The 14,288-nt window shown below is 58.7% G+C and carries 10 protein-coding genes and 1 pseudogene; 4 read left to right on the top strand and 7 right to left on the bottom strand.

The features are described 5' to 3' along the window. Window positions 1-189 precede the first annotated feature (189 nt). From sphantq_RS16720 to sphantq_RS16690, 7 genes are all read right to left on the bottom strand, one after another. The gene (locus sphantq_RS16720; protein ID WP_272799038.1) at window positions 190-1,158 is read right to left on the bottom strand and encodes a Rieske (2Fe-2S) protein; all 969 of its coding nucleotides are present in this window, start codon (window positions 1,156-1,158) and stop codon (window positions 190-192) included. A gap of 25 nt (window positions 1,159-1,183) precedes the next feature. Then, window positions 1,184-1,936 (bottom strand): glucose 1-dehydrogenase, encoded by a 753-nt coding sequence (locus sphantq_RS16715; RefSeq protein WP_272799037.1) that lies wholly within the window; start codon window positions 1,934-1,936, stop codon window positions 1,184-1,186. Between the two features lie 13 nt (window positions 1,937-1,949). Further along, window positions 1,950-2,711: an SDR family oxidoreductase gene (locus tag sphantq_RS16710; protein WP_272800253.1), complete on the bottom strand. Its 762-nt coding sequence runs from the start codon at window positions 2,709-2,711 to the stop codon at window positions 1,950-1,952. Between the two features lie 5 nt (window positions 2,712-2,716). Further along, the gene (locus sphantq_RS16705) at window positions 2,717-3,271 is read right to left on the bottom strand and encodes a VOC family protein (protein WP_272799036.1); all 555 of its coding nucleotides are present in this window, start codon (window positions 3,269-3,271) and stop codon (window positions 2,717-2,719) included. 40 nt (window positions 3,272-3,311) lie between these two features. Then, the gene (locus sphantq_RS16700; protein WP_201785487.1) at window positions 3,312-5,000 is read right to left on the bottom strand and encodes a thiamine pyrophosphate-binding protein; all 1,689 of its coding nucleotides are present in this window, start codon (window positions 4,998-5,000) and stop codon (window positions 3,312-3,314) included. A gap of 16 nt (window positions 5,001-5,016) precedes the next feature. Continuing rightward, window positions 5,017-6,414 (bottom strand): aldehyde dehydrogenase family protein, encoded by a 1,398-nt coding sequence (locus sphantq_RS16695; protein ID WP_244884349.1) that lies wholly within the window; start codon window positions 6,412-6,414, stop codon window positions 5,017-5,019. 89 nt (window positions 6,415-6,503) lie between these two features. Next, window positions 6,504-8,846: a TonB-dependent receptor gene (locus sphantq_RS16690; RefSeq protein WP_272799035.1), complete on the bottom strand. Its 2,343-nt coding sequence runs from the start codon at window positions 8,844-8,846 to the stop codon at window positions 6,504-6,506. Between the two features lie 280 nt (window positions 8,847-9,126). On the opposite strand from sphantq_RS16690, the gene sphantq_RS16685 reads away from it, so the two are divergent. The 4 genes and pseudogenes from sphantq_RS16685 to sphantq_RS16670 all read left to right on the top strand — a co-directional run. Beyond that, window positions 9,127-10,455: an MFS transporter gene (locus tag sphantq_RS16685; RefSeq protein WP_272799034.1), complete on the top strand. Its 1,329-nt coding sequence runs from the start codon at window positions 9,127-9,129 to the stop codon at window positions 10,453-10,455. Next, a complete protein-coding gene (locus sphantq_RS16680; protein ID WP_336314434.1) occupies window positions 10,427-12,463 on the top strand; it encodes an FAD-binding monooxygenase in 2,037 nt (678 codons plus the stop codon). The genes sphantq_RS16685 and sphantq_RS16680 overlap by 29 nt, the downstream gene beginning before the upstream one ends. 85 nt (window positions 12,464-12,548) lie before the next feature. Beyond that, window positions 12,549-13,454 carry an alpha/beta fold hydrolase gene (locus tag sphantq_RS16675; protein ID WP_272799033.1) on the top strand — a complete coding sequence of 302 codons (906 nt, stop codon included), beginning with the start codon at window positions 12,549-12,551 and terminating at the stop codon, window positions 13,452-13,454. 34 nt (window positions 13,455-13,488) lie between these two features. Continuing rightward, a pseudogene (locus sphantq_RS16670) lies at window positions 13,489-13,891 on the top strand (DDE-type integrase/transposase/recombinase); the annotation flags it as partial. Window positions 13,892-14,288: the final 397 nt, after the last annotated feature.

Here is a 14,288-nt window from a genome sequence, read left to right as displayed (position 1 = left end):
ATGGCCTTCGCGATCCAAGCCATATCGACTTTCTCTCCAATCATCCGAACGACCATGCCGCAACTGCCGACATCAGGCAATGGAGTGGTGCATGATGTCGGCCAAATCCGTTGGCTTTCCAGTAAGGTTGTCATGGGTAGAACGCGGTCCAGGACGCTGGTGGGGACGGCGCACCGGGCCTTGCGCTCGTCAGTCCAGCGGAGCCGCTCTTGGAAAGCGATCCAGCCAGGTAAAGAATTTTCCTAGATAGAAATCGTCTTTTATCAACTTCGCCTTGCCCGGCAGCCGCAGTCGCAGCCCGTTGAGGACATATTCGTCCTCCCCGAAAAATCCGAAGAGAAACTGGTCGAGTGCGGCGAGCCGTTCCTCTGCCTGCGCGCGGGTTTCATCGGGCATTTGCTTTACCGCGGCAACCCAAAAGGATTCCGAACGGCCCGGCTCCGGTGCGTTTGTGCAGAAAATGACATAGCAATTGGTGGGCAGCGGCAATGTCCAGTGTGACACCAGGCAATTGGCGGCATACATGCGATTAAACCCGTCAGGCGACATGAATGTCAGCGGATATTCGATCGTGAATTCGTTAAAGGTGACTTCGCCCGGCTTTGCCGTTTCAGGCATATTGTGAACGGCGGTGAGGTGTTGAAAGTCAAGCCCGTTGGTTCCCTGTATCCAGCTATCGGTCAGGATGACATCGGGCCGCTCACGCGCAGTGAACAGATAATCGCTCTCGTCACCGTCGAAACTGGGCACTTCGTAAAGCGGCTCTGTCCCGTTGAAAACCCAGATAAGCCCCCATTTTTCCGCGACAGGATAGTTGAACAGGCGTGCCGAACGCGGCGGGCGGTGGCCGGACGCGATGTGAGTGCAATGACCATCAGGACCATAGCGCCAATGATGATAGGGGCAACGCACCTGTCCATCGACCATATCGCCGTCCGACAGATCCGCGCCCAGATGTGCGCAATAGGCCGTCTGCGCCACCGGGCGTCCCTGCGCATCGCGGTAAAGGATGATTTTGGAGCCGAGAAACTGGCGGCCGATGATCTTGCCTGCCTGAAGCGCCTTTGCTTCGGATACCGGATACCATGCCTGAAAATGTGCGCCATCTTCCCAATAAAGCGGTTCGCTGCCTGGCTTCATGTCAATATATGCTCGCATTGCCATGCTCCTGTAATCACTATGTTTAGATCGCTGTGGCGGCCCCATCGACCGCGATCGCCTGTCCAGTCATGTACGACGCCACGTCGGACAGCAGGAAGACGACGGTCGCCGCTATTTCGGCCGGATCTGCCAAACGCTGCATCGGCGGCATGATTTGCTGCTTCAATTCTGGACGGGCGGCAAACAGGCGGTCAGTCATGCCCGACCTGGTCAGACCAGGGCAAAGGGCGTTTATCCGAATACCCGCCGTTGCATATTCCACCGCCGCCGATTTAGACAATCCAACCACGCCATGCTTGGCCGCGCTATAGGCGGCATTGCCCGGAACACCCACAAGCCCCCCAACGGAAGCTGTGTTGACGATGGCCCCCTTGCCCCGAACGGACATCTGCCGAATTTGAGCACGCATGCACAGCCAAACCCCTTTTAGGTTTACTGCGATGACCCGGTCGAAATCAGCTTCCAGCGCATCCCCAACCGGAGCCATCGCGGCTTCAACGCCCGCATTATTGTGCGCGATGTCCAGAGTTCCGAACGCTGCGATGGTCGCCGCCACCAGCCGTTCGGCAAATTCCGCCTGCGTCACATCGCCACAGCAGGCCTGCGCAATGCCACCGGCGTCCCGAATGATCTGCACGGTTTCCATTGCCGACCGTTCGTCGATGTCGGACACCATGACATGCGCACCCGATCGCGCCATTGCACAGGCGCTGGCCCGGCCTATGCCCGAACCGGCCCCGGTGACGATCGCCGCCTTGTTTGCCAACGCATCCATGGTCGTTCCTTCCCTACAATATCGCCGTCTGCCCACCATCCACCGGCAAAGTGACCCCGGTGACGAAGGACGAGAATGGTGAACCTAACCAGGCGACCACATCACCGACTTCCGAAGGCTGACCCAGGCGTCGCAACGGCATCCGCTGGCACATGGGTTCGATCGCAGCGGCGACAGCGGGAGACGATTCAATCAGCGCCGTGTGGATGAGGCCGGGACAAACAGCGTTCACGCGGATATTCTGGGGACCATGGGCATCGGCCAAAGCCGCCGTCATCATATTCACCGCGCCTTTGGTCGCGCTGTACCCGGTCGTAAAGCCGGCCCCGCGCAAACCGCCCATGCTGGAAATCATCACCACGCTACCGCCTTTGCCGCGCGCGATCATCGCGGCAATGGCTGCCTGCGCGCTCAGCAGCGCGCCTTCCTGATTGATGGCAATGAGCTTGCGAAACACGTCCGGCGCAATTTCCGGCCCGTCGTCCGGAACGGCTATACCGGCATTGCAGACCATCAGGTCAATGCCGCCAAATGCCTCGGCCTCGGCGACGAGGGCGTCCATGTCGGCGCGCGAAGTGACATCGGCCTTGCGGAACGACGCTGTGCCACCCGATGACGCAATCAAGGCGTGGGTTGTCTCACCGCCTTCGCGCGGCTGATCGTGAAGATCGCCGATGATGACGGCCTTTGCCCCATGCCGGGCAGCAGCCAGCGCAATTCCCCGACCGATCCCGCTTGCGCCGCCGGTCACGGCAACGACTTTTCCTTCGAGCATAGCTGTCATATCCTGTCTCCAGACGGTATTTCGCGGACCGGGCAGCACCCGTCCCAGTCTACCGACGCTGCGTGGATCATTCCGAACAGCGCTTCGAGTTCGCTCGACGCCTCGATAAGTTCGAGCATACCGGGTAACACGCCTCTGGTGTCGAAATAAGCGATGCGGCCTACACCCTCCACGGCATCGGTGAAGGCGAGATCATATCCCTTGGCGCTGTGCGCCGCGCAGGCCCGGTCGAATGTTCGGGTCGCAACGCCGAAATGGTGAAAGCCATGGCCCTTGACCGCGATCGTCTCCTTATAGACCGATGGCTGGTCATCGAGCGGCTGGATCAGCTCGATCTGCATATGTCCTGCAAAACCCAAGGCGATATCGTTGCGCGCGTGCGACTGGACACCGCGATAGAGCGGATTTGGCCCTGAAAGCTGCCGAAAAACGAACCATGGACCCACGCGAAGATCCGCGGTGAAAGATTGCATCGCGGCGTCCAGGTCCGGCACGGTATAGGCCATCTGGATAATGCCATCATCGGGCTGTCCGAACGTCAGCAAGGTCAAGCGGGCCTCCTTTGATCGGTGGCGCGGAATATGGCGCCGCTCATGCAAAAGGATCCATGCCGATCAGGATCAATTCTTCGGGCGGGATGGGATCCAGCGCGACAGTCACGTTGATGCAGGCCGGGCGCGCGCTGGACAATGCTTGCGTCAAGGCCGCATCGAGGCTTTCCGCGCTATCGGCCCTGTAAGCATCCGCTCCAAAAGCTGACGCCACGCTTTCATAGGCGCCGTTTTCCAACCGGGTGCCCGTAACCCGGTTGGGCCCGACGGCAAGCTGCTGAAAATGGAGCGTCGCCCCCCAACTCTGATTGTTCATGATGATGACGATCAACGGCAGTTGCTTGCGAACCAGCGTATCGAATTCGCCGATGCTATAACCAACCGATCCATCACCCGTGACGAGTATGGTGCGTTTGCCAGCCTTGAGGTCGGCGGCCTGCGCGCCCAGCGCCATGCCAAAGCCCACCCCCATCGATCCCAGATAGCCATGGCACAGGAAACCGCCCGGTGTGACCCGGCTCATGACTTCCGACAACCAAAGATAGGTCAACGCCCCGTCCGCTACCACCGTTACATTGCGATCAACATGACGCGCAATCACTTGCGAAGCGCGGAACGGGTGAAACAGATGACCCTCGCTCGATTGCCGGTCGATGCTGTCATAGCGTTTATCGGTCAGTTGCCGGACGCGCGATGTCCAAGAGGATCGATCGCGCGCTTCACGGCTTGCAGCCGCCTCGGCCAATGCATCTATCGCACCGCCCACATCGGCGACCATTCCCTGTACGATGGCTTGCAGCCGGCCGAGTTCACGCGCATCGGGGTCAATCTGCACGATTTTGGCCGATTGGGGGATTAGCTGGCCCGACCCATGCACCGTGTTGAGGCCGAAGCGTGTGCCGAGCATCAGCACAGCGTCGGGCGCGCTGTCCTGCTTGGCGAAGCCATAGAGATTCTGGATCAGCCCGCCGCGCAGGGCATCGGGCAGATCCGCCAGTTGATTGAACCCTTCATAGTCGGCGAACACGGGAACAGCGGTTGCCTGCGCCAGCGCCGCCAGCGCCGCGCTGCGCCCTGTGCGGGAAACTTCGGAGCCGACTATGATGATCGGCCGCTCGGCCATTTCGAGAATATCCAGCGCCTGTTCAACATCCGCCGGATGGGGCCTTGCCCCCTGTACCGGCAGGACGAGAGGCGGGATCGCCACGCTATCTTCATCGACCTGGTTCATGAGAATGTCCCAGGGAATGTCGATCAGCACCGGACCACGCGGTCCCGTCATGGCGATATGGATCGCCTGCATCATCAGGCGCGGAATATGCTCGGTGGCCATGACCCGATGCGCCCATTTCGTGATGGGCGACGCGATGGCGACCTGATCGATGCCGGCCTGTAGCGTATTCGTCTCATCGTCCCGCAAGGCGCCTGATCCTGTGATGACGAGCAAGGGCGTGCGATCGAGATGCGCGTTGGCGATCGGCGTGACGACATTGGTAAATCCGCCGCCTGCGGTCACAAGCGCAACGCCAAGGCGTCCGCTGGCGCGGGCATAACCCTCAGCCGCGTGACCGGCCGCCGCTTCATGTCGCGTGTCGACGATCGGCAGGTCATGATCGAGACAGGCCTGAAAGACCGTATCGATATGTGCGCCATGCAGCCCAAACATCGTTTCGACCCCGGCCTTGCGGAGCGTGCGAACGACCAGTTCGCCCCCGGTTATCATTGCCATTGGAGCTGCTCCATCTTCAAAGCGCGACATTCACGATCTTGGATTGCGTGAACTCCTCCAGCCCTTCACGGCCAAGCTCTGCCCCGAAACCGGACTGTTTTGCGCCACCAAAGGGGACGTCGAAGGGCAAGTCCAGATGCTTGTTGATCCAGACGGTTCCGCTGTCGATCTGCAAGGCGACGGCGATGGCGCGTTCGGGATTGGACGTCCATATCGTGCCGCCCAGGCCATATTCACTGTCGTTGGCGCGGGCGATCGCATCCTCTATTGTGTCATAGGCCAGGATCGGCAGGATCGGCCCGAACTGTTCGTCGCGCACCAGCCGGGCATCGTCGCCTATGTCCTTCACAATCGTCGGCGCAATGAAATATCCGTCGCGATCGAGCGGGGCGCCGCCTGCGATCACCGACCCGCTGCTATGGGCGTCATCGAGAAATCCCTTGAGCTTTTCAAACTGCGCGCGGTTCTGGATGGGGCCGATCTGCGTCCCTTGCTTGTCACCATCATCAACGACGGCGTCCGCTGCAAGTTTGGCCAGCGCATCACATAATGCGTCGTACAGCGACGCTGGCGCATAGACGCGCTTGGCGGCCAGACAGATTTGTCCTGCATTGAGCGTGGCCGCCTGGAAGATCGCCGGGGCGACGACATCGACGTCGGCATCGTCCAGCACGATGGCGGCATCATTGCCGCCAAGTTCCAAGGTGAGGCGTTTGAGCGTGTCTGCAACGCTGTGCATCACCTTCTTGCCTGTGGCCGTCGATCCTGTGAACGACACTTTGGCAACGTCCGGGTGCGTCGTCAGTTGACCACCCAGATCATTATCATCGACAATGATGTTCAGGACGCCAGGCGGCAAAATGGTCGCGGCGACTTCGCCCAGCAACAACGTGGTGAGCGGCGTAGTGGGCGCAGGCTTGGCGACCATCGTATTACCTGCCGAAAGCGCAGGCGCCAGCTTCATCATCAGCAGCAGCATGGGAAAGTTCCAGGGAGTGATGGCCGCGACGACGCCCAGTGGCGACCATTGCCGGATCAATCTCGTCGCGCCATCGTCGCGGATCTCCTCCAGACCCAGTTCCATCGCCGCAAATGTCCGCAACAGAGCGATAGCCCCTTCCATCTCGTAGGCAGCCTGCGGCAGAGGCTTGCCCTGTTCGCGCGTCAGCAGGCGTGCAAATTCATCCTTCCGCGCGTCGATCGCATCAGCATAGCTTTCCAGCAATTGTCTGCGTTCGGCGAAAGGCCGCGCCGCCCATGCGGGAAAGGCCGCCTTCGCCGCCGCTACAGCGTCATCAAGTTGTTGCGCATCCGCGCGGGCGCAGGATGCGAAGGCCTTGCCGGTCGCCGGGTTGACAACCTCCATCGTCCGGGCGCCATCGACGAGCTTGCCGTCGATCAAAAGCCTGTGCATCTTGTCACCTCTCCGCATGAGTAAAGTCGAATGTGTGCGTAGTGTTCACCCCGGCGCAGCTACGATGCTGACACCGGGGCAAAGCATGATCACTGGAAATTGTGTTTCAGCGACAGAAGATATGTTCTGGGCAGTCCAGGCTGGCCGAGCAAAGTGCCCAAGGCATTATATCCGTGAAACTTGTTCACGAAATAATGTTTATCGGCAGCATTATATATCTGCAGCGCAACTTCCCATCCCTTGTCCTGGGAAACGTAGCTGATCCTGCCATTCCACAATCCATATCCCGGAATAGCGCCAGGCTCGAAGTTGGATACGTCATTATAGGTCTTGGATTTGTAGGAATAGTCGATCCGGGGCGTCAACGTGCCATGGCCGCCCAAATCGAACTGATATTGCGCGCCCGCGCCTATGGACCATTTGGGGACGAAGGGCGTCGTGCACGTGGCGCACGGACCCCCGACCTGATTGGCGGCATCCCCAAGGTCGAGATATTTGAAGTCGAGATAGCCGACAGATGCATTGATGTTGAGACCATCGACGGGTTCGATCGTGAATTCGCCCTCCAGCCCCTGAATACGAGCACTGCCGGCGTTGGCGGTGATGGAACCTGGCACGCCGCTGGGCAATATACGCGTAACCGTCAACTGCAGATTTTTGTAGTCGCTGCGATAGGCGCCGATATTCGCGCGCACCCGCCGGTCGAACAATTCGGTCTTCAGCCCGATTTCATAGGATTTGAGGTCTTCCTCGCCAAAGGGCAGAAGTTCAGCGGCGCTCGATGGGCGCGGATTGACGCCAGGTCCCTTGAAGCCGGTCGAAAACACGGCAAACGCCATCACATCGCGGCTGATCGTATATTGCGCCGACAGTCGATAATCGACACGCTTGGTGCCGGATCGCACGCTGGGGTTATTTTCAAACCCCGGCAGCGTTGCGGGCGGGTTACCTGAATTGGGGACGTAGCGATTGAACGTATATGTCTTGGTCACGTCGGAATAGCGAAGACCACCCTCGATCGCCAGCTTTTCGATCGGGTGAAGGACGACATGGGCAAAGGCCGATTTGTCGCGGTCCTTGACCGGATCGACACCATAAAAAGCAAAATTGACGAGCGGGATGTAAATATAGTCGTTCAATTCCGTCTTGGCGTCATAATAATATCCCCCGACTGTCCATTCGGCGATGTCGGACACTTTGCCGCTCAGCCGCAATTCCTGGCTGAACTGCCAATGCGTCGGCTTGAAATAATTGGTGTTGATATGGATCGGGGCGCCGGCCCAATTTTCCACATATTCGCCCTTGTAAGCGCGATAGGCCGATATGCTGGTTAGTTTCAGATCCGGGTTGATCGACCAATCGACTTTGCCGGACACGCCCCATGACCGAACATTGCTGACTCGTGGAAAAGCGAGATTGTTGCGCGTATCCGTAAAATTGACATAGCTGCTATATTTGTCGGCCGTGATGAAGCGCTTGTCGAACGGTATGCCATAGCCGGTCGGATTGGGGCCGAGGGGTGATCCATTCTGATAAAGCGCGAGAGGAGAGGTGCCCTCCGTATTCACGTCGATCAGCTTTTCTGCCGCAGGCTCGCCGGTATCTTCCAGCAAATCGCCGTTGATGTTGATTTCAAGATCATCGGTGGGAAGGATACGTAAATTGCCGCGCAGGACATAGGTCTGCTGCCCACCCAAAGTCCCGGTTTTGCAGTTGCCTTCCGCATTTTGCGGAACCTGGCGCGGAATGGCGCCCGCAAGGGTCGGGTTGGCGCACGCGAAATCAATCGTGTCCATATAACCATCGACCTTGCTGAAGCCCCCCGCGATGCGCAGGAACATCTTGTCCGGAACGATCGAGAAGTCGAACGCCCCCTTCATCGTCATCCGGTTGTAGCTGCCCAGGCCGGCTTCGATATAACCGCTATTGTCGCCGCGCGCCTTGCGCGTGCTGACGCGGATCGCACCACCTTCGTTATTCTTGCCGAACAATGTTCCTTGCGGACCGCGCAACACTTCGACTTGCGCCACATCGGCAAAATCAAACAAGGAACCAAAGAGCGTGCCCTGATAGACATCATCAATATAGATGCCGACGCCCGGTTCAAATGCGGGCAGGAAATCACTTTGCCCCACGCCGCGAATATAGGCGATCACCGACTTGCCATAGCCGGCCGTGTTTTTTTCCAGGGTGACATTAGGCGCGGACCTGGCGATGCCTTCAACCCCCTGAACCCCGCGCTGCGTTAGAGCATCACCGCTCAGCGCGGTGATGGAAATTGGCGTCTGCTGCACGGTCTCCGATCGGAAACGCGCAGTAACGACGATGTCGGCGCTTGGCGATTGCCCGCTCGCATCGCCTTGGTCCGAAGATTCCGGGCGCTGGGCCTGCGCGGCGGGCGCAGCATCCTGCGCGAAGGCCGCCGATGTCATAGATAGCGCAAGAGCCGTAGTGCAAACCAGCGTCGCCCTATGCAGCCGCCCGCACGCGCCTGCGCCCAAATGCGATTTAGCCCGGATCATATCTTCCCCTCCTCAATGTTCCCGCCCTGTCGGCGTGTCACACTTGAGTTAGGCCAATCCAACATGAAGGTCAATTATTTTTCGTTTTACGGGATAAATAGATTATCATTTTTCTCATATTACGACTATTATCTGCTATATAAGGTTTAAGCGTCACGGATATGACAGCGCATGTGGGAGGGACGAATCGGTGCAGGATCGGTATCGAGAGAATGAAACTGTACTGTTCGGGGAGGAACATCGCCGCCGAGAACCGGAGTCATCAGGCGGTCGGTCGTTACGGTACGAAGATAAAATGGTTATGATATTGACTGCGGCAGGCGGCGTGGCGGCACTGGATGCCCAGGCAGTCTTTTACCTCATGCCTTTTATCGCGACGGACTTTGCGCTGGGCAGCAGCCAGATCGGCATGATCGGTTCGGCGGTACTGGTCGGCTGGGCCATTGGCGGCCTTCTGATGGCGCGCGCATCCGATCGTCTGGGAAAGCGCAAACCTTTCCTGGTAGCCGCTTTTGCCTGTTTCGCCCTGCTTTCCGGTTTGAGTGCAGCGGCAATGGGCTTTGCGACCTTGCTGATCGCGCGGATTCTCATCGGCCTTGCGGAAGGTCCGGTCATTCCGATCAAGCAGGCCATCGTCATGGTCGAGTCCACCCCGTCGCGGCGCGGTTTCAACATGGGGATCGTGCAGAATTTCGGCGCACAATTGCTGGGCACGCTACTGGGACCGATCATCCTGATCGCGGTCGCTCAAAACGCTGGGTGGCGCTGGGCGTTTCTGGTCGCCGGTATTCCCGGCCTCATCATCGCTTTGCTGATCCTGCGGTTCATTCGCGAGCCTGCCATCGCAGCGCAGGCCGCGCCTTCACCACCTTCAGAAAATGGTCAATCGCAACGAAACGGCGCACATGCCTGGCGTCATTTGCTGGGTAATCGCAACCTTGTTCTGTGCACGCTTATTGCGTTGGCGGCGGTCGCTTGGTTCTTCGTCATGCTTACCTTTTTGCCGCTCTACCTGATACGAAATCTGCAGTTTTCGTCGAGCCAGATGAGCCTTGTCATGAGCCTGATCGGCGTAGCTGGCGTCATATCCGCCGTCATCGTTCCCGCTATTTCGGACCGTCATGGTCGACGCACGGCGATCATGATCTTCAGCGCCATCGGCGCGATTGCCCCGCTGGGCGCGCTTTATGCGGGCGCAAATCCCTGGGTCATCGGCGCCACGCTGCTGATTGGTTGCCTGATGCTGGGCACATTTCCGTTGATAATGGCGACTGTGCCGCAAGAAAGCGTCCAGCCTGCCGACGCTGCGACGGCCACGGGACTGGTGATTGCAGTAGCGCAGCTGGGCGGAGGGGCCATCGGCCCCATCCTGGCAGGCTGGCTTGCCGACCGAATCGGTGACGATACGCCGCTTATGCTGGCGGCGGGGCTGGCGCTGATCGCGACCGGCATCGCGCCTTTCGTCCGGGAAACCAAGCCTCCGCACCGGCATGATTGCGCGCCCACTCACCCGGAATAACAGCACCCATCGCTGCCTTCAACGCGCCCAAGGCGCCCCAGATTCACAAACTCAGAATATTCAGGAGCCAAAAATCATGCAATTTCATTATGACGGTTTCAAAGTGGGCGACCCTGACCTGATGCCCCTATCGCCTGCCGGCGCAGCGAAGGAAGGCGAGGGTCACGCCCTTCCGGCCCAGGTCGATGTTCTGATCGTCGGCTGCGGCCCCGCGGGCCTGACCCTGGCGGCGCAACTGGCGGCCTTCCCGGAAATCAACACCTGCATCGTCGATCAAAAGGACGGTCCCCTCGAATTAGGCCAGGCCGACGGCATCGCCTGTCGAACGGTAGAAATGTTCAACGCATTCGGCTTTGCCGAACAGGTTTTGCGCGAAGCGCACTGGGTCAATGAAACGACATTCTGGCGACCGGCGACCGATCCATCGCAGGGTATCGTGCGTGGAGGCTGGGTGAAGGATACCGAGCCAGGCCTTTCGGAATTTCCCCACGTCATATTGAACCAGGCGCGCGTGCATGGCTTCTATCTTGAAAATATGCGGAAATCCGCCAATCGACTGGAGCCTTGCTATGGCTGGCGCCTTGCCGATCTTCATATCGACAAGGACGAAACTGCGTCCCATCCGGTGTCGGCAACCTTTGTGCGCACTAGCGGCGAAGATAGCGAGAAGCATATCGTAAAGGCCCGCTTCGCCGTCGGGTGCGATGGCGCACGAAGCGAAGTGAGGCGCTCCCTTGGCCTGTCGCTGGAGGGGGATTCGGCGAATCAGGCATGGGGCGTCATGGACGTGCTGGTGGAAACCAACTTTCCCGATTTGCGCAAGAAGGCACTGGTTCGTTCGCCGGGGGGCGGCAGCATTGTCCTCATACCCCGTGAGGGGGGCTATTTGTCGCGCTTCTACGTCGAACTTGACAAGCTGGAGGCGGACGAGCGTGCGGCACACCGCAATATCGGGCTTGACCAGATGATCGACGCAGCACGTCAGATATTGCATCCCTACTCTTTCGAAGTCAGGAACACGCCCTGGTGGTCGATCTACGAAATCGGCCAGCGTCTGTGCGCCCGCTTCGACGATGTCGCAACGGAAGACGGTGAAGAGCGGATACCGCGCGTTTTCATCGCTGGCGATGCCTGCCATACACATAGCCCAAAGGCAGGACAGGGCATGAATGTATCCATGCAGGATGCCTTTAATCTTGGCTGGAAACTTGCCGCCGTATTGCGTGGCCAGTCGCCCGGCCACATCCTTACGACCTATTCGGCCGAACGCCGGGCGATCGCCAAGGAACTGATCGATTTCGACCGGGAATGGGCTGGGATGCTCAGTGCGCCGCTCAAAAATCCCGACGATCCACACGGGGATGGCGTTGCACCAGAGGACATACAGGATTATTTCGTCCGGCAGGGCTGTTACACTGCGGGCACGGCGACCCGCTACGCACCCTCGCTCTTGACCGGCGCGCCCACGTACCAACCGCTTGCAACCGGATTTCCGATCGGTATGCGCTTTCATTCTGCGCCTGTCATTCGTCTGGCGGATGCCAAACCGATGCATCTTGGGCACACCATCCTGGCGGACGGCCGATGGCGGATATTCCTCTTTGCCGATCGTGCAGCTCCGACGGATCGCAATTCGGCCTTATGGCAACTTTGCAATTTCCTCGAAACCGATCCCTCGCCGATCCGCCGCTTCACGCCGACGCAGGCGGACAAGGACAATGTTATCGATGTCAGGGCGGTTTTCCAGCAGCCGCATCACGATCTCGCCCTGGAATCCATCCATGCCTTCCTGTTGCCTGAAAAAGGGAAATTCGCTCTCAGGGATCGGGAAAAGATCTTCTGCCCCGACATTGAATCAGGCGAAGATATTTACGCCATGCGCGGGATTGATCGGGATAGCGGTTGCATGGTGATCGTCAGGCCGGACCAATATGTCGCCAATGTGCTGCCGTTGACAGCGCGCGGCGAACTAACAGAATTTTTCAACGCCTTTCTGTCGGCGCGTTGAAATCATGGTCGAATTTGTCCACCATAAAGCTGAACTTAACGGTCTCAGCTATCATTTCGTCACCGCTGGCCAAGGGCCGGCGATATTGCTGCTGCACGGATTTCCCGACCTTTGGATCGGTTGGCGCCCGGTGATGGAGCATTTGGTGGCCGCAGGCTACAGCGTCATAGCACCCGATCTGCGCGGTTTTGGCGACAGCCAGGCCGCCCCAGGCCCAGACCAAGCGAGTGGGTTCGACCTTTTGGGCGATCTGATCGCGTTGCTCGATCATCTTGGCCATGTGCAGGTGGCGGTGGTCGGGCATGACTGGGGTGCTGAAGTCGGCTGGACGATCGTGCGGCTGCGCCCGGATCGGTTTGGCGCTATCGTTTCGCTGTCCATCCCCTTTACGCCGCGCGGTGACGCAAGCCTGCCTCAGTTACTCGCGGCCAATGCGCCGCCCGACTTTTATATGCTCTACTTTCTGCAGGAGGGCGTCGCCGAGCGGGAGCTGGATAGCGATCCGAAAGCCTTTCTACGCAGGCTGTTCTATACCAATTGGGGCGGACGGCCCGGCACGGATGTTCCCATCATGCGGCTGGGGGCGAACGGACGCCTGATCGACGGCTTGGAAGAACCCCCGACATCGGCCAATCTGCTGACCGAGCAGGAACTGGATATCTATGCGTCATCCTTTGCCAGGACGGGCTTTCGTGGCGCGCTCAATACCTATCGCAGCCTACATCGCAACTGGGAACTGCTCGCCGGATGGGCGGACATCGCGGTTGATGTTCCAGCGCTCTATATCAGCGGTGATCGCGACATAGTCCTCCATTTCCCCGGAATGAAATCGATGGTCGAACAAATGACCTCGATGCTCCCTCAAGCTGCGCCGCCGGTCATATTGGAAGGCGTAGGGCATTTCGTCCAAATGGAGCGCCCTGGACAAGTCGCCGACTTGATCGCTTCGTTTCTTGGACGCAATCATCCATGCGCAGGAACCAGCGATTGACGCGGCATGGAGCCACCGAAATATATGCCGGAGCTGGACGGCCGAAGGCTGTCTCTATGTCGCCGCCGTCATCGACCTGTTCTCCCGCCGGGTGGTGGGCTGGACGATGAGCGCCACCATGACGGCCCAGTTGGTGACGGATGTCCTGATCATGGCGATCTGGCGCCGTGGTAAGCCGATACCCTGCTGCACCACTCGGACCAGGGTAGCCAATATACCAGCGAGCAGTTCCAGCGCTTGATGAAGGACAATGCCGCGATGGAAAGCTTCTTCTCTCTCAAACCGGGCGGATCAGGAGGAAGGTCTACCGGCCGCGAGATCGGGCCAGAGCCGATATGTTCGATTATATCGAGAGATTTTACAATCCGACACGCCGACACTCGACCTTGGGGTATCTCAGCCCCATCGACTTCGAAACACAAGCTGGTGTAGCTTGAATGAGCCTATCTTGGTGTCCGCCAAACCGGCAGCAGGCCAGTATCCCGCCGGCGAGACGATCAGGAACAAGCCTTGCGAATCAAACAATTTATAATCCAGTGATGCGGGCTTGGCGTTTGCAATCTGATTATGTGTGAGTGCCATCGGGAAAATACCCCAAAATCGGAGCTCCGACACCCCCAAATCTACCCCCCATTCGTGAACAGTTTCAAACTGCTACGGACTATTCTGAACGCTCATGGCGGTATAATCCTTTGTTTTACAAGATTATTGATAGCATGGAATAGTGCTGGATGGTAGTTTTGGTGGGCCCGGCAGCTCCTAAAAAGTGGTGCTAAACACCTGATTTTAATAGGAATCTCAGCCTGCTCGTTGTTTCTACCCCAAAATCTACCC

The organism is Sphingobium sp. AntQ-1 (assembly GCF_028538045.1).
Taxonomy (GTDB): Bacteria; Pseudomonadota; Alphaproteobacteria; order Sphingomonadales; family Sphingomonadaceae; genus Sphingobium; species Sphingobium cupriresistens.
Note: the sequence above shows the minus strand (reverse complement) of the source record. Positions and strands in the feature narration are given on the sequence as shown.